16 protein-coding genes are annotated in these 17,479 nt (G+C 61.9%); 9 read left to right on the top strand and 7 right to left on the bottom strand.

Going from position 1 to position 17,479, the window contains the following annotated elements; genetic code table 11:
• Positions 1–14: 14 nt before the first annotated feature.
• From AB5Z09_RS12460 to AB5Z09_RS12445, 4 genes are read left to right on the top strand one after another with little or no spacing between them, the layout of a single operon-like run.
• Positions 15–1,154, top strand: coding sequence for an efflux RND transporter periplasmic adaptor subunit (locus tag AB5Z09_RS12460; protein ID WP_270657316.1), 1,140 nt, complete (start codon positions 15–17; stop codon positions 1,152–1,154).
• Positions 1,147–1,836: an ABC transporter ATP-binding protein gene (locus tag AB5Z09_RS12455; protein ID WP_139432586.1), complete on the top strand. Its 690-nt coding sequence runs from the start codon at positions 1,147–1,149 to the stop codon at positions 1,834–1,836. The genes AB5Z09_RS12460 and AB5Z09_RS12455 overlap by 8 nt, the downstream gene beginning before the upstream one ends.
• Entirely contained in the window at positions 1,837–3,051 is a 1,215-nt protein-coding gene (locus tag AB5Z09_RS12450) for an ABC transporter permease (RefSeq protein WP_368195412.1), read from the top strand.
• The gene (locus AB5Z09_RS12445; RefSeq protein WP_368195411.1) at positions 3,051–4,250 is read left to right on the top strand and encodes an ABC transporter permease; all 1,200 of its coding nucleotides are present in this window, start codon (positions 3,051–3,053) and stop codon (positions 4,248–4,250) included. The genes AB5Z09_RS12450 and AB5Z09_RS12445 overlap by 1 nt, the downstream gene beginning before the upstream one ends.
• Before the next feature lie 51 nt (positions 4,251–4,301).
• On the opposite strand, the gene AB5Z09_RS12440 is transcribed toward AB5Z09_RS12445, so the two are convergent.
• Positions 4,302–6,764, bottom strand: coding sequence for a diguanylate cyclase (locus AB5Z09_RS12440; protein ID WP_368195410.1), 2,463 nt, complete (start codon positions 6,762–6,764; stop codon positions 4,302–4,304).
• 430 nt (positions 6,765–7,194) lie between these two features.
• Between AB5Z09_RS12440 and AB5Z09_RS12435 the strand changes: the two genes are divergently transcribed.
• Both AB5Z09_RS12435 and AB5Z09_RS12430 read left to right on the top strand, forming a co-directional pair.
• Positions 7,195–8,211 carry a lipoate--protein ligase A gene (locus AB5Z09_RS12435; RefSeq protein ID WP_368195409.1) on the top strand — a complete coding sequence of 339 codons (1,017 nt, stop codon included), beginning with the start codon at positions 7,195–7,197 and terminating at the stop codon, positions 8,209–8,211.
• A 223-nt stretch (positions 8,212–8,434) separates the two neighbouring features.
• Positions 8,435–10,129 (top strand): aspartate aminotransferase family protein, encoded by a 1,695-nt coding sequence (locus AB5Z09_RS12430; protein WP_368195408.1) that lies wholly within the window; start codon positions 8,435–8,437, stop codon positions 10,127–10,129.
• A 146-nt stretch (positions 10,130–10,275) separates the two neighbouring features.
• On the opposite strand, the gene AB5Z09_RS12425 is transcribed toward AB5Z09_RS12430, so the two are convergent.
• The 3 genes from AB5Z09_RS12425 to yiaY form a co-directional block, all read right to left on the bottom strand.
• A complete protein-coding gene (locus AB5Z09_RS12425) occupies positions 10,276–10,905 on the bottom strand; it encodes an NAD(P)H-binding protein (RefSeq protein WP_201955573.1) in 630 nt (209 codons plus the stop codon).
• A 171-nt stretch (positions 10,906–11,076) separates the two neighbouring features.
• Positions 11,077–11,415, bottom strand: coding sequence for an outer membrane protein assembly factor BamE (gene bamE, locus AB5Z09_RS12420; RefSeq protein ID WP_005337980.1), 339 nt, complete (start codon positions 11,413–11,415; stop codon positions 11,077–11,079).
• A 137-nt stretch (positions 11,416–11,552) separates the two neighbouring features.
• A complete protein-coding gene (yiaY, locus tag AB5Z09_RS12415; RefSeq protein WP_368195407.1) occupies positions 11,553–12,704 on the bottom strand; it encodes an L-threonine dehydrogenase in 1,152 nt (383 codons plus the stop codon).
• 382 nt (positions 12,705–13,086) lie between these two features.
• Between yiaY and udp the strand changes: the two genes are divergently transcribed.
• Positions 13,087–13,842, top strand: a complete 756-nt coding sequence (udp, locus tag AB5Z09_RS12410; RefSeq protein WP_005337975.1) for a uridine phosphorylase — start codon at positions 13,087–13,089, stop codon at positions 13,840–13,842.
• 167 nt (positions 13,843–14,009) lie between these two features.
• On the opposite strand, the gene AB5Z09_RS12405 is transcribed toward udp, so the two are convergent.
• Complete coding sequence (locus AB5Z09_RS12405) at positions 14,010–14,738, bottom strand: RluA family pseudouridine synthase (RefSeq protein ID WP_190973222.1); 729 nt, start codon at positions 14,736–14,738, stop codon at positions 14,010–14,012.
• Positions 14,739–14,960: 222 nt separating this feature from the next.
• Here AB5Z09_RS12405 and rihA point away from each other — a divergent pair, with 222 nt between their 5' ends.
• Both rihA and AB5Z09_RS12395 read left to right on the top strand, forming a co-directional pair.
• Positions 14,961–15,896, top strand: a complete 936-nt coding sequence (gene rihA, locus AB5Z09_RS12400; RefSeq protein WP_043818582.1) for a pyrimidine-specific ribonucleoside hydrolase RihA — start codon at positions 14,961–14,963, stop codon at positions 15,894–15,896.
• A gap of 33 nt (positions 15,897–15,929) precedes the next feature.
• On the top strand, positions 15,930–16,397 hold the full coding sequence (locus tag AB5Z09_RS12395; RefSeq protein WP_005337958.1) for a hypothetical protein: 468 nt from the start codon (positions 15,930–15,932) through the stop codon (positions 16,395–16,397).
• 86 nt (positions 16,398–16,483) lie between these two features.
• Here the strand turns inward: AB5Z09_RS12395 and AB5Z09_RS12390 are convergent, their stop codons facing one another.
• Both AB5Z09_RS12390 and AB5Z09_RS12385 read right to left on the bottom strand, forming a co-directional pair.
• Complete coding sequence (locus tag AB5Z09_RS12390) at positions 16,484–16,780, bottom strand: helix-turn-helix domain-containing protein (RefSeq protein ID WP_005337957.1); 297 nt, start codon at positions 16,778–16,780, stop codon at positions 16,484–16,486.
• Positions 16,777–17,307 (bottom strand): DUF1523 family protein, encoded by a 531-nt coding sequence (locus AB5Z09_RS12385; RefSeq protein ID WP_041208367.1) that lies wholly within the window; start codon positions 17,305–17,307, stop codon positions 16,777–16,779. The genes AB5Z09_RS12390 and AB5Z09_RS12385 overlap by 4 nt, the downstream gene beginning before the upstream one ends.
• Positions 17,308–17,479: the final 172 nt, after the last annotated feature.

Genomic DNA, 17,479 nt, shown 5'->3' with positions numbered 1-17,479 from the left:
CGAAAGGATGCGCGATGAAGAGAGGTTGGTTGTGGTGGGGAAGTGGCGCTGTGGTAGCGGCTGCTGCTGTGGCATGGTGGTGGCGACCGCAGCCGACGCCGATCAGGCTGGCTGAGGTCGGGCGGGGGGATGTGCTGGTCACTGTGGTCAACACCCGGGCCGGCACCATCAAGTCGTGTCAGCGGGCCGGACTCAGTCTGCCCGGTGGCGGTGTGGTGGAGCAGATCGCCGTCAAGGCCGGGGAGCGGGTAGCCCGGGGAGATCTGCTGCTGACCCTCTGGAGTGACGATATTCACGCCGATCTCGCCCGTGCCCGTGCCCAGCAGGCCCTTGGCAAGACCCAGCGCGAGGAGCGTTGCAGCGAGGCGGCCTACTACGAGCGGGAGGCCAATCGGCTGGCCACTTTGCTGGCCAAAAACCTCACCTCTCGCACCCTCGCCGAGCAGGCCCAGAATCTGGCCGATACCCGCCGCTATGTCTGTCAGGCATCCCGCCAGCAGGAGCGGGTTGACGAGGCGCAGGTCGCCCAGGTGGAGGCTCGCTTGAGCGAGCGTCGCTTGCTGGCGCCGTTTGCCGGAGTGGTGGCGGAGGTCAACAGCAAGTTGGGCGAATACATGACTCCCTCCCCGCCCGGAGTGGCCATGCCTCCGGTGATCGATCTTATCGACGATAACTGTCTGTATGTCTCAGCCCCCATCGATGAGGTGGATGCCGCCCGCCTCAAGGTGGGCCAGTCTGCCCGGGTACTGCTCGATGCCATGCCCGGGCGCGATTTTGCCGCCACCGTCACCCGCATCGCCCCCTATGTGAAGGAGCTGGAGAAGCAGGCCCGCACCGTGGAGGTGGAGGCGGCGCTCACTGCCCTGCCCACCGATGTCCCCCTGCTTATTGGCTACAGCGCTGACCTTGAGGTCGAGGTGACCCGCGCCACCGATGTGCTGCGGGTAGCGGCCAGCAGCCGGGCCGACGATGGCAGCGTGCTGCGGCTGGAAGGGGATAAGCTGGTGCGGGTGGTGCCCCGTTGGGGCGTGGAGAACTGGAACTGGATTGAGGTGGCCGAGGGGCTCGCTGCCGGTGATCGGCTGGCAGCCCAGCCCGGACAGATTGTCGGGGAGGGCCCTTTCAGCGCCGCCACGGAGCAGCCGGATGAGTGATCTCATTCGCCTTGATGCCGTCAGCCGTCGTTTCACTCTGGGGGGGAGCGAGGTGGCCGCCCTCGATCGCGTCTCTCTGCGGGTTGCCGAGGGGGAGTATCTGGCGGTGATGGGCCCCTCGGGCTCCGGCAAATCGACCCTGCTCAATGTGTTGGGGCTGCTGGATCGGCCAGACGAGGGGCGCTACTGGCTGGGAGGGGAGGATACCGCCACCCTGTCAGAGCCGGCGCTGGCCCAGTTGCGCGGCCATCGCATCGGCTTCGTGTTCCAGTCGTTTCACCTTATCTCCCGCCTCACCGCCCGTGAAAACGTCGAGCTGCCGCTAATGCTGTGCGGGATTGCCCCCGCCGAGCGCCATCGCCGCAGTCAGCAGTTGCTGGGGGAGCTGGGGCTGGATAATCGTGCCGGACACCGCCCTGCCGAGCTCTCCGGCGGTCAGCGTCAGCGGGTAGCCATCGCCCGGGCCATGGCAATGGCGCCGCGGCTGATCCTGGCCGACGAGCCCACCGGCAATCTCGACTCCCGCTCAGGGGAGGAGGTGATTACCCTGCTGGAGGGGCTCAACCGGGAGCAGGGGATCACGCTGGTGGTGGTGACCCACGATCCGCGCCTCGGTGAGCGTGCGGGCAGGCGGATCCTGATGAACGATGGCCGCATCAACATTGATAGCGGGGGTGGCTGAATGCGGCGGCCCGATGTGATCCGCTTTGCCGCCGTGGCGTTATTGCGTCAGCGTTCACGGGCGCTGGTCTTGATCCTGGCGGTGAGTCTGAGCGTTACCTCGGTGCTGCTGCTCACCGCGCTGGGGGAGGGGGCGAGGCTCTATGTGGCCGACCAGTTCAGCTCCCTTGGCAAGGATCTGCTGGTGATGTTCCCCGGCCGCAAGGAGACCACCGGCGGGCTGCCGCCGGTCACCGGCAACAGTCTGCGGCAGATCACCCTCGATGACATGCACTACCTTGGCCAGCACCAGCCAAACGTGCGGCTGGTGCCGCTGGTGATGGGCTTTGCCGAGGCCAAGCAGGGGGCGCGGCTGCGCCAGACTATGCTGCTTGGCAGCAGCAACGGGCTACGCGATACCCACGGGCTGGAGCTGCTCTCCGGCCGCTGGCTACCGGGGGATGCCGCAGAGGATCGCCCGGCCGTTCTGCTCGGGGCCAAGGTGGCCCGTGAACTGTTCGGTCAGGCCGATCCGGTCGGACAGTGGCTGCGTTTTGACAATCGCCGCTTTCGGGTGGTGGGGGTCTTCACCAGCCAGAGCAGCAATCTGGGGATGGATATGGCCGAGGCCGCGCTGATCCCGGTCGGTAGCGCCATGCGGCTATTCAACACCGAGGGGCTGTTTCGGCTGCTGATCCAGCCGCTGGCGGGGCAAGCGGTGCCGCCGCTGGTCAAGCGACTGGAGCAGCTGATGCAGGCGCGCCACGGGGTGCTCGATGTGACCGTGGTGCGCCGTGACGCCATGCTGGCCACCTTCTCCACCATTCTCTCTACCCTTACCCTGGCCGTTGCCGGTATCGGTGCCATCAGCCTGCTGGTCTCCGGCATCATGATGATGAATCTGGCGCTGATCAGCACCCGCCAGCGCACCGGCGAGATCGGCCTGCTCAAGGCGCTGGGGGCCGACAGTCGCCAGATCCGCCAGCTGTTTTTGTGGGAGGCGCTGTTGCTGAGCGGCAGTGGCGCGCTGTTTGGCACTATGTTGGGCTATGCCCTGGTTAGCCTCGCCGGAGTGATTTGGCCCGGATTTCCGGCGGCGGTCCCTCTGCTCGCTACTTTCTGCACCATACCGGCGGCCCTGCTGACCGGGCTGTTTTTTAGCTGGCTGCCCGCCTCCCGGGCGGCACGGCAAGATCCGGTCAGCAGCCTGCGCAGCGGGCAGTGGAGCGGTGGCTGATGCGCGCCGCTGATCTGCTTTTCTGGCTCTGGCGCGCCTTGCTGGCGGGGCGCAGCCGCAACCTGCTGTCGGCACTGGGTATTGCCATCGGGATCGCCTCGGTGACCCTGCTCACTGGTATCGGCGAGGGACTCAGGCTCTATCTGCTCGACAGCTTCTCCCAATTTGGCACCCGGTTGATCGCCGTGACCCCGGGCAAGACCGAAACCGCAGGCGGCCCGCCCGGCATCCTCTCCAGCAGCCGTCCCCTGCTGCTGGAGGATGCCGATGCCCTCGCCAGATTGGCAGGGGTAGAGGCGGCGCTCCCTGTGGTGCAGGGGCAGGGGGAGGTGCGCAGCCGCGGGCTCACCCGCAGCACCGCTATTCTGGGCACCGGCCCGGCGGCGCTCTCAGGCTGGCGGCTCACCCTGGTGCAGGGGCGTTTTCTGCCTGCGGATGACAGTGCCATGCCCCGCGCCTATGCGGTGCTGGGTGCCAAGGTGGCGGCGGAGCTGTTCCCCGGTGGCGATGCACCGGGGAACCTGCTGCGCGCCGGTGATCGCCGTTTTCGGGTGGCCGGGGTGCTGGCCCCCAAGGGGCAATTTCTCGGCTTTGATCTGGACGACATGATCTATCTGCCCGCCGCTCACGCCCAGGCGCTGTTCAACAAGGAGGGGTTGCAGGAGATCGACGTCATCTATCGCGCCGGGCAGGCAGAAGCCGACATCACCGCCCAGATCCGGCGGGTGCTGATCGCCCGCCACGGCGCTGAGGATTTCACCCTCACCTCCCAGCAGGACATGCTGACCAGCCTCGACAAGATACTCTCCATCATCAAGCTGGCGGTTGGCGGGCTCGGCATTATCTCGCTACTGATCGGGGCGGTCGGCATCTTCAGCATCATGAGTATCGCCCAGCAGGAGCGGATCCCTGAAGTGGGCGTGCTGATGGCGTTGGGTTGCCCACGGCGGCGCATGCTATTGTTGTTCCTGCTCGAAGCCGTGGTGTTGGCGCTGCTGGGCGGGGCCATGGGGTTGGCCCTGCTCGGCGGGCTCAAGCTGCTGCTCACCCTGCTGGCGGCTGGCTTGCCGCTCACCCTCCATCCTCTCTATCTGCTGCTGGCGCTCGGTTGCAGCGCCCTGGTGGGTCTGCTGGCCGGGGTCGCACCTGCGCTACGAGCAGTGAGTCTCGACCCCGTGGTGGCCCTGCGCGGTGACTAGGTCGCCCTTTCAGCAAGAGGCGCATTACGCTCGGGTCTTAGCAGAGGGGGACTAGGCGACCCCCTCTGCAACCGACAGGCTGCGCTCAGATCTGAACAGGGGGAAGTAGCGGCGATCCGCCTGACTCATGTGGCCGACTACCAGCTCCTGAATGATGAAGTTGAGCAGCTCGTCGTTGCCCAGCGTCCCCGCTTTGGCAGCGTGCAGCAGTTGGCCTGCTTTGTTGAGCAGGCGCTGGTGATCCTGACGGTGGCTGACGAGTTCCTGATAGTCGATCTCCGCCAGCATCTGCTCTTCAAAGGCGAAGTGGTGACGTGCCATGTCGAACAGGCTCTCCAGACTCTCCAGAAACGGGGCCGGATCCTCGTGCTGATCTTTCATCCGCTCCAGCAGCCGGTTGGTCAATACGAAGAGCTGGCGATGCTCGGCATCGATGCGCGGGTGACCGCACTCGTGGCCGGGTTGCCACAGCAGGGCGCCCTGCTCGGGATCAAGGCCCTCGGTATAGAGGCAGACCCGGCCGCGGCCGCGATTCTTTGCCTGATACATGGCCTGATCGGCGTGGTGCATCAGGGTTTTGGCATCCTCCCCGTGCTCGGGATAGAGCGCCAGCCCGATACTGCTGGAGATGAGCAACTCCTGCCCCTCCAGCTGGAACGGATGACGCAGCTGCTGGTGCAGCTTGTCGGCCACCGCCAGCACTTCGTCGCCACTCTCCGGCAGCAAAATCACGAACTCGTCGCCCCCCAGCCGTGCCACCAGATCCTGTTTGCGCACGCAGTGGCTCATCCGCTCGGCCACCATATTGAGCAGAATATCCCCGGTTTCATGGCCGAAGGTGTCGTTGATCGGCTTGAAGTGATCGAGGTCGATAAACATCAATGCCAGCGGACGGGGCGTCTCCTGCTCCATCAGCTCCTTGAGCCGTTGCTGCAGCAAGCGGCGATTGGGCAGCCCGGTGAGGGGGTCGTAGAAGGCGAGGCGGCGCATCATCTCCTCTCGCGCTGCCCGCTCGGTGATATCCCGGGTGACCCCGAGGATCGCCTCCGGCTGGGCGTTGTGGTTGCCATGGAGGGTGGTGATGGTCTCGGTCGCCACCAGATGGCCATCCTTGTGGCGCAACTGGGTGCGAATGACCCGGCGGGTCTGGTCATGTTCCCCCCGCTGCCAGGCCTCCAGGGTGGCGGAGATCTCCTCACGCAGCAGCTGCCTTGAGGCATCCGGCAGCAGCTGTTTGAGGGGCAGGGCAAACAGCTCGGGGGCCTCGTAGCCGCTTAGAGGAGTGATGGCCGGGCTGACATAGCGAAAGCGCAAGCTGGCTGCATCCATGGTCCAGATCACATCGGCGCTGTTCTCCGCCACGAAGCGATAGTGCTGCTCGCTCTGGGCCAATTCACGGGTCAGCCGCTGGCGATCCCGCGCCTCTTGGCGCAGGCGCAGATAGAGGTGCAAGAAGATGCCGAGCAGGGTCATCAGGGTAAAGGTGATAAGCATGGCCACCGCCACGCTCTTGTCGAGCAGTTGCCGTTGCTGGCGCAGCCGCTCCTGCGCCGGGTCGTAGATAAAGCGGTCGAGGTTGGGCAATACCGTGAGCATGCCCGCCTCCAGATAGGTTTTGGCGATCTGCAGCCAGCGCTCCTGCTGCATGTAGCCAGGTTCGATAAGATCTGGCTGCATCAGCTCTCTGGTTTCGCGCGCCTCGAACTCCAGCTGTTCACGGCCAGCCCCGGTCGGGTACTGCTCCATGATCAGGTTGATCATCTCTTCGGGGTGGTCCATCGCATAGCGCCACCCCTTGAGGCTGGCCTGCTGGAAGGCGTAGACCCGATCCTGTCGTGTGATCAGCTCCCGCTCGGAGGTAAACAGGTTGTCGCCGTAGAAGTCGAAGTCGATGGTGCGCGGGCTGAAGACCCGATAGGGGATGCCTCTTTGCTGCAGATAGAAGGGCTCGGTAGTGCTGTAGGCGCTGATGGCATCCACCTTGCCCGCCAGCAGTGCCTGTATCCCCTGTTTGTATGGGAGGGTGACCCAGTCGCGGCTGCGGGTCTGGTGAGAAAGGTAGGTCAGCAGCTCGTTGGAGCCAGGTTCCAGCATCAGTCGCTTGTTGGCCAGATCGGCTGGGTTGCGAATATCTGGCCGATCCAGCGTGAGCAGAACCAGCGGCGAGTGCTGCAGCAGGGCGGCGAGCACCACCACCGGACGACCGGCAGCCCGATCCAGCAGCAGATCACTGCCGCTGATGCCAAAATGGGCCTTTCCCGAGATCACCTCGCTGACCACATCGGTGCGGGAGTCCGCTTCGCGCAGGGTGACATGCAGACCGGCCTCCCGATAAAACCCTTTGGCGATGGCCGCGTAGTAACCGGCAAACTGGAACTGGTGTTGCCACGGCAACTGGACGATGACCTGCTCGCCGGCTCGCACGGGGGGAGAGGTCAGGGTCGCGATGACCATACTGACCAGCATTGGCATAAACCAGCTGAGGGGCTGGCGGGGGGCTGCGTTCTCCGTCATACAACGTTTCTCTCGGGAGCGATGTCTAGGCTAGATTCAAGCAATTTTGTGTCACCTGCAAGGGGAGAAAAGGCGTTTGCAATAGGGTATAGGGGGGTTGGAAAGTCATTTTTGTGTCGTTCATCACACGGGATGGATACATGCCGTTTTTTTGCAAGTTATGTGACCAATAAGAGAGTCATATGGCCTATCGAAGTGGTCGCATTCTAGCCACTTTTTCCCGTCTTTATCGTTATCATTGTGGCTAAACTGCATTTTTTCCGTGGTTGCACGTCAAGCTGTGTCGTTATATCAATAGATACTTTTAGGGGGCGGTCAGGTGTGACGCAAATGTATCGCGGCTGCTGCGCACCGGTTAATGTGCGACTGCTCAGTGATGGTACCCCGTCAGTGTTATCATGTTGCCCCCAGTTCCGGATAAGGTCTTTTTATGTCCCGCTTGCGTCTGCTTGTCTCCGACTCTCACGATCCCCTGTTCAATCTGGCCGTTGAGGAGTGCATCTTCCGCCAGATGGACCCCGGCCAGCGGGTGCTGTTCCTCTGGCGCAATGCCAATACCGTGGTGATTGGCCGTGCCCAGAATCCGTGGAAGGAGTGCAATACCCGCCGGATGGAAGAGGACGGGGTGACCCTGGCGCGTCGCAGCAGCGGTGGCGGCGCCGTGTTCCACGACCTTGGCAACAGCTGCTTCACCTTCATGGCGGGCAAGCCGGCGTATGACAAGAGCGTCTCCACCGCCATCGTGCTGGACGGGCTCAAGCGATTGGGGATCGAGGCGTTTGCCTCTGGTCGCAACGATCTGCTGGTGGCCACCCCGGACGGGGAGCGCAAGGTATCGGGGTCGGCCTATCGGGAGACTCTGGATCGCGGTTTTCACCACGGCACCCTGCTGCTGGATGCCGATCTCGGCCGCCTTTCCAACTACCTCAACCCCGACCCCAAGAAGCTGGCGGCCAAGGGGATCACCTCGGTGCGCAGCCGGGTGGCCAATCTGTGCGAACTGCTGCCGGGCATCGATCACCAACAGGTGAGTGAGGCGTTGGTCGAGGCCTTCTTCCACCATTACGGTGCGCGAGTTGAGCCCGAGCATATCTCCCCGGAGCAGATGCCGGATCTGCCGGGCTTTGCCGAGACCTTCGCCCGCCAGCGCAGCTGGGAGTGGAACTATGGCCATGCTCCGGCGTTCAGCCATCTGCTGGAGGAGCGGTTCAGCTGGGGTGGGGTTGAGTTGCACTTTGATGTGGAGAAAGGGGTCATCACCCGGGCGCAACTCTTTAGCGATACTCTGGAGCCGGCCCCGTTTGATCTGCTGGCGGCCGAACTGGCGGGTTGCTGCTATCGACCGGACGCTGTCGCCGCGCGCCTGCAGCCCTGGCTGGCGGCCTTTCCGCAGCAGCAGAGCGAGCTGGCGGAGTTTGCCGAGTGGCTGTTGGCCTCCCTGCGTTGAGGGGAGCGCAGCACTGATGGCGGTCTGGTAGTAAGGACTCTGTCAGCCAGGATGGGAGCAAGATCACGAAATATAAAGAGGCGCCTCAAAGGCGCCTTTTTGCCAGCCCTTGTCATGGCTGATACATGACAAAAAGTAGGGTAGGCCATTAGATATTGTCACTGTTGGCCCCGCTGGTACAGGGGTATAACGGCCGCACATTTGCTGTACTAATGGTATAAAAATGAGTGACTTAGTTTATCTGCAAGACGAAAGCGTCAATGCCGTCCACCCCGATTTCTCCGCCCGTTTCGCCACCGTCAAAGCCAACTTTTTCTCGCGCAATCCCGATCTCTGGCCCGTTTTTCGCGAACCCGGATTTGCCACCCTCAACGAATTTCGGGCCCGTGGCCTGGCCCCCGATGCCCGTTTGAATGCCTGGCCTGATGGCCGTGCCCGCCTGGCCGATCTCTGCGAGACCATGCCGGTGCCCGCCACCATGCGCACCCCGGGCGAGCCGATGGCCGAGTTGCTGTTTGCCGCTGCTCTATCGAAGGATTGGGAGAACCCCTCCAGCGTCGAGAACGTCATCACCATGTCGGCGGATCCCGCCATCTACGGTGCCCAGCTGGGCATTCTGGCCAACCCCAATCTGGTCTACTCCGAATACGCCGGGGTCGCCGAGGAGCTGGAAAAGAAGGTGGTGCGCCAGATTGCGCTGCTGGCAGGCTATGACCCCGAGCGGGCCACCGGCATCTTCACCCAGGGGGGGACCTTCTGTAACCTCTACGGCTACCTGCTCGGCATTCGCAAAACCTTGCCGGAGGCCAAGCACAAGGGGCTAGGCCACTATCAGGATTACCGCATCATCAACTCCCAGGGCGGTCACTACTCCAACATCACCAACCTCTCCCTGCTCGGGGTCGATATCGAGAACAAGACTATCCGCATTCAGGTGGGGGAGAACAATGACATCGATCTCGACCACCTCGAGCGCACCCTGACCGCCTGTTTTGCCCTGAAACACGTGGTGCCCACCATCATGCTCACCATGGGCACCACCGACACGTTCGGGGTGGATCAGGTGAAACCCGTGTTCGAGCTGCGCAATCGCCTCTGCGAGCAGTTCGAGGTGGCGGTCAAGCCCCATATCCACGTCGACGCCGCCATCGGCTGGTCGATGATTTTCTTCCTGGGTTACGACTTTGCCGCCAACCCGCTCGCCATCAACAGCGCCACTCTGGCGGGGATCGAGCGCAACGTGGCGCGCTTTGCCGAGCTGAAATATGCCGACTCCTTCACCGTCGATTTCCAGAAGTGGGGCTATGTGCCCTACACCTCCAGTCTGGTGATGATCAAGGAGCAGGATGACCTCAAGGCGATGGAGAATGACCCGGAGAACTTCTCCTACTTCGAGCGGGACATTCAGGGCCAGACCCACCTGCAATCCACCATCGAGTGCTCCCGCGGCGCGAGCGGTCTGTTCGGTGCCTATGCGGCGCTCAACTACATGGGGGTCGAGGGGTATCGCACCGTGCTGGCCCACTGCCTGCAAAATGCCAACTACTTCCGCTATCGCCTGAGTCAGCTTGGCAACGTCAAGCTGGTGGCGCAGGAGAATCAGGGGCCGAGCGTCGGCTTCAAGATCTACAACCCCGAGTGGGTGAGCGATCCGGAGGCCGAATTCGCCTTCGAGCTGGCCCGCTCCAGCGACCCTGCCTACAAGGCGCGGTTGCAGCGCAACACTGACTACCACCGCAGCCTGTTCAAGGGGCGCGGCAAGGTGGGGCTCTACACCAACTGGGTGGAGGCGGTGGCCCACTCTGACTACGATGCCCGCGGCAAATACTCCTACATCGCCGGGGAGAAGGCGGTCTTTATGAATCCTGCCTGCACTCGCGAGCAGATCGACGCCTTTATCGACCATATTCGCGGTTGATGGCGGTTGCCCTGACTGCCGAGCGCGGTCAATGGTGGCAAGAGATGGTTGGGGTGTATCACGCCAACAGATAGACAAAGGGCAAGCCAATTGGCTTGCCCTGCTGTTTTTACGGCATAGAGCTTAAGTAGTGGGGAAGGTCGGGTTCAGAGAGCCAGCAGTTGCTCGTTTTCGACAATCTCGCACCCAGCGGGCAGTTTCGAGAGGGCGATCATGGCGCGGGCCACCTGACGGGCCTCGATGGCGCGCCAGCGGGCGAGCTTGCCCACCAGCAGCGGCCGAAACAGCGGATAGATGGTCTGAAAGATCTGCTCGGAGAGGCGCGGTGGCTGGCGATCTCCGAGCAGCATAGCGGGCCGCACGATGGCGAGCCGTGGCCAGGATTGGGCCAGCAGGGCCTGCTCCATCTCCCCCTTGGTACGCGGATAGAGAGCCGGGGACGATGCACTGGCCCCCATGCTTGAGACCACGATGAGCCGTTGACAACCGTGCCTGCGGGCCAGATCGGCAAAGGCGACCACATAGTCGAGATCGACCCGGCGAAATGCCTCGGCAGAGCCTGCTTCCTTGCGGGTGGTGCCGAGGGCACAGAAGGCGATATCCACCGGGCGGGAGAGGGTGACGCTGGCCAGATCATCAAAATTGACCGGTAGCCAGTGGTGCGCCTCCTTGCCCGGCTTGCGACAGAGCAGGGTCAGTTCATGTTCGGCAGGCAGTTGCTGCACCAGTTCGCGACCGATCAGGCCGCTGGCTCCGGCAATCAGGATCCGGCTCATGGGGATTCTCCCTGTGTCGTTCGATAATGTTGATGCCATGGTGGCTGCTCATCAGCATCAGGCAATTTGCGAGCAGCTGCAATGGGGAGGAATGACTCAGTGTTGTCGGGCAGGATGAATTACGCGGGGCTGGATAAAACAAAACCGGCGCGAGGCCGGTTTTGCGGGATATCAGAGCGGGGTATTGAAGGCTGCTGGCAGCGGGAAGTCACCCGTCACTGTGGTCAGCCTGTCATTGGCGAAGGTGACGGTGAGCTCTTTGCGCTCCTTGTCGCCGTGGCCCGGCTGGAATTCATAGAGGTAGTACCAGGTGTTGGGGTCAAAGCCGTCACGCAGCATGGGGGTTCCCAGTACATAGCTGACCTGCTCGCGGGTCATCCCCTGGCGCAGTTTGTCGACCTGTTTTTGTTCCACATAGTTGCCTTGGGGAATATCGATACGATAGACCAGGCTGCAACCGGAGAGGGTGAGGGCGGTCAGGGCCGCGGCAATCAGGTGTTTCATCCGCATAACGAGTTCAGATCATCCATACAGTCTTTTTTGGCTCGGCAAATCATACCGACTCCCTCCACGGAAGTAAAAAGCCATTGATCCATCAGCCAATAAAAAGGGCCGCACTGCGACCCTTTCTGGCAATCCGGCAGCCGTTACATGGCGGCGCGGAAGATGGCGACGATCTCTTCGTGGCTCGCCTGTTTCGGGTTGGTGAAGCCGCAGGCATCTTTCAGGGCGTTGCTGGCCAGGGTATCGAAGTCATCGGCCTTGACGCCGAGCTGCTCCAGACCTGCCGGGATCTTCACATCCAGCGCCAACTGCTTGATGGCGGCAATGGCTGCGGCGGCGCCCTGCTCGTCGCTCATGGCGCTCACGTCAACACCCATGTAGCGGGCCACATCCTTCAGACGAGCCGCGCTCACCTGGGCGTTGAATGCCTGAACGTGGGGCAGCAGCACGGCGTTGCAGACGCCGTGGGGCAGGTCATAGAAACCGCCCAGCTGGTGGGCCATGGCGTGCACATAGCCCAGGCTTGCGTTGTTGAAGGCCATGCCGGCCAGGAACTGGGCGTAGGCCATCTGCTCGCGGGCATGCAGGTCATCGCCGTGGTGAACGGCGGTGCGCAGGTGCTTGGCAATCAGCTCGATGGCCATCACGGCGCTGGCATCGGTTACCGGGGTGGCGATGGTGGAGACATAGGCTTCGATGGCGTGGGTCAGGGCATCCATACCGGTGGCGGCGGTGAGACCGGCTGGCTTGGCCAGCATCAGCTCGGGGTCGTTGACCGACATCAGCGGGGTAACATGCTTGTCGATGATGGCCATTTTCACATGGCGCGCTTCGTCGGTGATGATGCAGAAGCGGGTCATCTCGGAGGCGGTACCGGCGGTGGTGTTGATGGCGATAAGCGGCAGTTGCGGCTTGGCGGAGCGATCCACCCCTTCGTAATCCTTGATGCTGCCACCGTTGGCCGCCACCAGCGCGATGCCCTTGGCGCAGTCGTGGGGCGAGCCGCCACCCAGCGAGATGACGCAATCGCAGCCGTTGGCCTTGATCATGGCCAGACCCGCTTCAACGTTGCTGGTAGTGGGGTTGGGTTTGGTCTCATCGAAAACTGCGCTTTCAATGCCATGTTCAGCCAGCAGGGTGGTGAGCTTGGCGACCACGCCGATCTGGTTGAGAATTTTGTCTGTGACGATCAGCGCCTTGCGGTAGCCGTAACCCTTGATATCGGTGGCAGCCTCTTGCAGGCAGCCGGCACCCATCAGGTTGATAGCGGGAATATAGAACTTGAATGTAGCCATGATGGACTTCCTATAGTTAGCCATTAAGTGGTAGTTGAGAGCTAGGCTACCATCTAGAAAGGGATACAAAAGCATCTTGTTTACAACTTTACGGGGTCGATCACGAGTCGTTAATTAAGCGCTGAACCAGGCTTGACCTTCCCGCATCTGACTCGATTTGCAGAAAAACGTTTGTCAATTATTTCATTGAGTTAGCAAACGTTTTGCGCAATGTTTATCACTGTCAATGCGTGGAAGTGTGAGGCGCTTCAAGGAATTGGAAAGCGCTTTCGACCATAGTTGGCGCCTCCCCGAAGAGGGGGGTAAAGGCTTGAAAGTATCATAAAGAATCATCTTAACTTGTGCCCTGACCATGCTGGCAGGGGGCAACCAGGAGTCCAATATGTCTGATGTATTTCACTTGGGTTTGAAGAAAGCGGATCTGCAAGGCGCCACCCTGGCGATCGTCCCCGGTGACCCCGAGCGCGTGAAGCGTATCGCAGAGCTGTTGGATAACCCGGTGCACCTGGCTAGCCATCGTGAATTCACTACCTGGCGCGGCGAGATGGACGGCAAGGCCGTGATCATCTGCTCTACCGGTATCGGTGGCCCGTCCACCTCCATCGCGGTAGAAGAGCTGGCCCAGCTGGGTATCCGCACCTTCCTGCGTATCGGTACCACTGGCGCCATCCAGCCGCACCTGAACGTGGGTGACGTGATCGTGACCACCGGTTCCGTGCGCCTCGACGGTGCCAGCCTGCACTTTGCTCCGATGGAGTTCCCGGCTGTTGCCGACTTCGACTGCACCACTGCGCTGGTGAACACCGCCAAAGAGATGGGCTCCAAGCTGCACATCGGTGTGACTGCCTCCTCTGACACCTTCTACCCGGGTCAGGAGCGTTACGACACCGTATCCGGCCGCGTAGTGAGCCGTTTCCAGGGTTCCATGAAAGAGTGGCAAGCCATGGGCGTGCTGAACTATGAGATGGAGTCCGCAACCCTGCTGACCATGTGCTCCAGCCAGGGCCTGCGTGCCGGTATGGTGGCTGGCGTTATCGTCAACCGTACCCAGCAGGAAATCCCGAACGCCGAGACCATGGCGAAAACCGAATCTGATGCCATCAAGATCGTACTGGGCGCTGCCCGCAAGCTGATCTGATAGCCCTCTTTGTAACAAAGAGTACCGAGTGGGGGGTGGGGGCCGTCGCGAAAGCGCGGCCCCTATCTTTATCCGCCGTTTACCGCCTTTCCTCTCTCGTCACGCCTTTCACTGATCCCGCCGCACTCGCGCTAGTTGTCTCTGCGGGCTGCCTCTACCTATTGCCCCTAAAAAGGCGCGGCACAGCGGATCTGCATCGGCTCGCCGCTCACCGGATGAGCAAAATCCAGCTCGCTGGCATGCAGCATCAGCCGCGGCGCCTGTTCGCAGCCGGGTTGCAGCAGGCCGCCATAGAGATCGCAGCCGAGGATGGGGTGGCCCAGAAGCTGACTGTGGATGCGCAGCTGATGGGTGCGGCCGGTCTCCGGCACCAGCCTTACCCGAGTCAGTGGCACGGTCTGTCCCTGCATCTGCAACTCCAGCCGCTCAATCACTTGATAGCGGGAGCGGGCGGGCTTGCCGCTGGCGGCGCAGATCTTCATCAGCGGAAAGATCGCTGGATCCTTGGCGATAGGAGCGTCGATAACTCCTTCGTCGTCAATCAGATGACCGCACAGCAGGGCGCTGTAGGCCTTGCTCACCGCCCGCTGACTGAACTGCTGGCAGAGCAGGGCATTGATGGCCTTGTTTCTGGCCACCACCATGATGCCTGAGGTGCCAAAATCGAGGCGATGCACCAGGGTGCAGCCGGGGAAATCCTGCACCAAGCGATAGTGAACCGAGTCGAGGTTTTGCGGATTCTTGCCCGACAGACTCAGCAGGCCGCTCGGCTTGTTGATGAGCAACAGATGCTCATCTTCGAACAGGATCTCGATGGCGGCATTGCAGGGCGGGGCAATAAAGGTGTCGACGATAACGGACATAGGTGGCACAGGCTGGAAACGGGGGGCGATCATACCCGAACCGGCGCGGCCGGGCGAATGGGCGGTGCGCTGCCTCGGAAAATGAACGGCATGACGCCAGGCAAACTTTTGATAGTGAGCCGTGTTGAGCGAGGTGGCGTGCCGTGCAAACCGCCCAGGTCAGCAATAAGGCCCCGTTTTGTGACCCCTTCCCGAGTTCATCCGAGGCTTGCTTGTTAAGGTATGGCTCCCTGTTATGTTGTAAGGACTCATCCCATGGCACAGCCCGTTATTCTCGATTGTGATCCCGGCCACGACGACGCCATCGCCCTCATTCTGGCGCTGGCCAGCCCTGAACTGAAGGTGCTGGCGGTTACCACCAGCGCGGGCAACCAGACGCCGGACAAGACCCTCAACAATGCCCTGCGCATCCTCACCTTGCTGGGACGCGACGATATTCCGGTGGCGGCCGGGGCGCCGAAACCGCTGGCCCGGGAGCTTATCATCGCCGACAACGTTCACGGCGAATCGGGTCTCGATGGCCCCAAACTGCCGGATCCCGCCTTTGCACCGCAGGCCATGACGGGGATCGAGCTAATGGCCAGATGTCTGCGCGAGAGCCCGGAGCCCGTGACTCTGGTACCGACCGGCCCGCTGACCAATATCGCCCTGCTGCTGGCGGCACATCCCGAGCTCAAACCCAGGATTGCTCGCATCGTGCTGATGGGGGGCGCCGCAGGGGCTGGCAACTGGACGCCTGCGGCGGAATTCAATATTTATGTGGACCCGGAAGCGGCCGATATGGTGTTCAAGTCGGGCATTCCCATCACCATGTGCGGCCTTGATGTGACCCATGAGGCGCAGGTGATGGATGAGGATATCGAGCGGGTGCGCGCCATCACCAACCCGGTAGCCCAGTGTGTGGCCGGGCTGCTCGACTTTTTCATGATCTACCATCGGGATCCCAAGTGGGGATTTGCTGGTGCACCGCTCCACGACCCCTGTACCATTGCCTGGTTGCTGGCTCCCGAGCTGTTCCACGGGGTTGAGTGCCGGGTCGATATCGAGACCAGCGGGGTGCATTCCGTGGGGATGACGGTGGTGGATCGTTATGGTCTGACCGGCAAGCCAGCCAATGCGCTGGTATTGTTGGGGCTGGATCGTCCGGGCTTTATCGATCTGCTGGTGACGCGGCTGCGGGCGTTTGACTGAGCGCCGGTTCATTTTTGCAAGAAGGGGCGGGGAATGTGGAAGAGAGGCTTGGTGCTGCTGGCCGGGTTGCAACTGACAGGCTGTGCGACGCCATTCGAGCGGATGTGGCAGGGGCTGGCGACCTGTGAATTTACCGATCTCTATGTGGATGAGACGGGCAGGCCCGCCAATCTACAACTGGCCAACTATACCCCCTACAAGGTGAGTGACGGCTTTGCCTGGTACAAGGTGCACGAGGAGCTGCACGGCCTGCCGGTGGTCGGTTTTATCGTGCCAGCCTCAAGCTTCGAAGTGCACGCTCTCTTTGTCGATACTCCCATCGCCAATGCCCGCCGGTTGACCCACAACGCCTACGGCAGCGAGTTTGGCGACGAGCAGAAGCATGACGAGGGGTTGGCGCCCCTGCTGCTGCGCGATCCCAACAACCCCAAGCGTTCCATCATCGACTGCACCCGCGGCGAGTCCGACGGGGAGCTTGAGGATTCGGCCATGCCCGAGTAGGGCGACCTGTCACGCCATCGGCCTGAAAAAAGAGGGGCCAGCCTTGCCGGCTGGCCCCTCTTTTTTATTGTTGCCCAGCGCCCGGATCAGGGGTAGCTCAGCGTCTCCTTGATAAGCGGCAGTTGAGCCTTGATCCATGCCGGATTGATGGGCCCCCAGTCGCTGATGCGGTAGTGCCCCTGCAGGTGGCGAGCCCCCTCGGTCTGCTCGAAGGCGCAACTGATATCGAGCTCGGCCAGCGCTGTCAGGGTATCTTGCGCGGTGCGGCGCGGCATGCCGGTCGCCTCCATGATGGCGGGCACCGTATCCGTGCCCTGGCTGATCAGCCAGGCCACGTAGAGGCGGCGGTAGAAGCTGGTGCGGGTCTTGCTCGGCTCACTCATAGCTCGTCCTCGAGACGATCGAAGTAGCGCCAGGTTGCGATGGCGGCTTTGCCCATCACCAGTGCCCAGAGGCCGAACCAGAACCAGCGGAAGAAGCTCCAGGTGGAGGCGTCAGGCTCGGTGCTCTCAATCTTGGTGACGTTGGGGAACATGGAGAACATGTTGATGCGCCAGCCGTAGGAGGTGATGATGGCGAGCCGTTTTTCAAACTCCATCGACTTGGCCTTGGCCTGTACGTCGGCGGCGTTGAACTTGAAGTAGAAGGGCCAGCCCCACTCGGTATCTTCATTGCGGAACACCCGGATCTTCTCGCCGGGGCGCTCGGTGTAGATGTAATAGACGTCGGTAGTCGGGCCGTCAGCCGGGTTCTTCTGGCTGATGGGGCCATCCTTGTCGGTGCGCTTCACCTCCACCCCGGTAATGGTAGCGATGGTGTGCTCCGGCAGGTAGTAGTCGAGCCAGGTGGCGGAAACGAGGGCAATGAGCCCCAGGGCGATAAAAGCGGGTTTCTTGAATCTCAGGCTCATGGTGTGCTCACGTAGGGGGAGTAACGTGCCTCTACCATACCGATATTTGACAGGTCAGCCCAGCCCCTTATGGCACCAACGGCCAAAAAATGGCGTTTAAAACAGAGACAAAGCCATTGCTTCATCAACAAGAAAGGCCCTTGCGGGCCTTTTTGTCTGGTTCACTTTGTGC

The sequence above is a fragment of the Aeromonas sp. R2-2 genome, from assembly GCF_040908355.1.
Lineage (GTDB): Bacteria > Pseudomonadota > Gammaproteobacteria > Enterobacterales > Aeromonadaceae > Aeromonas > Aeromonas veronii.
This window is presented reverse-complemented; position numbering and strand designations above follow the sequence as displayed.